General features: G+C 44.2%; 1 protein-coding gene. It reads left to right on the top strand.

Features of this window, described 5'->3' with window-relative positions:
- Positions 1 to 1,305 (top strand): hypothetical protein (locus ACFSQ0_RS02580; protein WP_379043694.1); only part of this gene is annotated, 1,305 nt, incomplete at both ends.

The following is a 1,305-nucleotide window of genomic DNA, read 5'->3' as shown; positions in this document are numbered from 1 at the left end:
TCCCACCACGGCATTAGCTCAAAATTATACCAACACCAGCGCTAACAATCAAAGCATTTATGTTCGTATAGAAGATATAATCACCGGCTGCGTGACAACAGATGATCTTGATTTAGAAGTAACACAAACAAGTGCTCTCCCACCCCAAGGGGAGGCGTTGCAAAGTTTTTGTGGTGCTGCTCTTCGTGCACAGATCAATGAACCTCCTGCCAATTTAACCGATTTGGTAGTAGTGGGCGATAATCTACAATGGTATAGCGATGCGGGTGGTACCACGCCTATTCCTGATACCACTCTGCTGGTAGATGGACAAACCTATTATGTGAGCCAGACCACTACCGGTACCCAGGGCTGTGAAAGCAGTTTATTGGCGGTACAAGCTGTAGAGAAGTATTGTAATTGTGTGCCCAACGGGGGTTTTGAACGCGATGCTACCACCTCGACGGCCTCGGGTTATGGTTTTGCGTATTATGATTTTCCATTGAATCCACCTGGCATGCAACAATGCCAAACCGATTTAAACAGTATTCCTTTACAAAACTTAGCAAGCTTAGACCCTGTTAACGGGCATACCAATCCAAACAACGCCTTTAATAATCATGCGTATATACTAACCCCGGGGCTCGATAGTTTTATGTCTGGTTTTTTGAATACCCAAATCAGAGTAGAACCCAATACCCCTTATAATCAACGGGCTATCGGATTAAATGATTTTTTTGGTGACGGTTCTATAAGTAGCATAACAAAAAAAATCATTGCCGGGCAGAGCTTTTCCTTTGATTATGCTTTAGCCATGGAAAATACTTCTAACTTAAATTTACCTTCCGTTGTACTTCCTTTTTTTAAGGTACAAATATGGGATCAAAACAATAACCTGGTCAGTGAGCAGTGCATTGCTTTTGAGCGCAACTCATGCCGGTTTATAGAAGCCCCTGGAGGTTTAGGTCTTAATTATACGCTTTGGACGTGTATGGAGTTGGATACCAGCATCATTGCCGGGCAAGCCGCCACAGTTGTTTTTGCGATGTCAGATATCCAACAAATTGGTAGTGGTTACGGCTACGCCTACATAGACAACCTGGGCAATGCCAGCTGTAGCAATGATGTTTTTGGGAAGGTTTCTATAGACGGGCCTACGGGTACTGCAGGCAGCAGTGCTTGTAGTTTGCTTGCACCGGTAAATCAAGACCCCTGTTTGGCACCGGTGGCTGTACAAAGCGGTCCTTTTCCTATAAGCATTTGTGGGGAGTATGATGCTGGGCGAGGCGCTTATTTAAACAATCTTGCGTTAGATTTATACCAAAA

This window comes from Mesonia sediminis (genome assembly GCF_042684705.1).
In the GTDB taxonomy this organism is placed as follows: domain Bacteria; phylum Bacteroidota; class Bacteroidia; order Flavobacteriales; family Flavobacteriaceae; genus Mesonia; species Mesonia sediminis.
The sequence above is the reverse complement of the archived record's forward strand: the minus strand, read 5'-3'. Positions and strand labels throughout refer to the sequence as shown.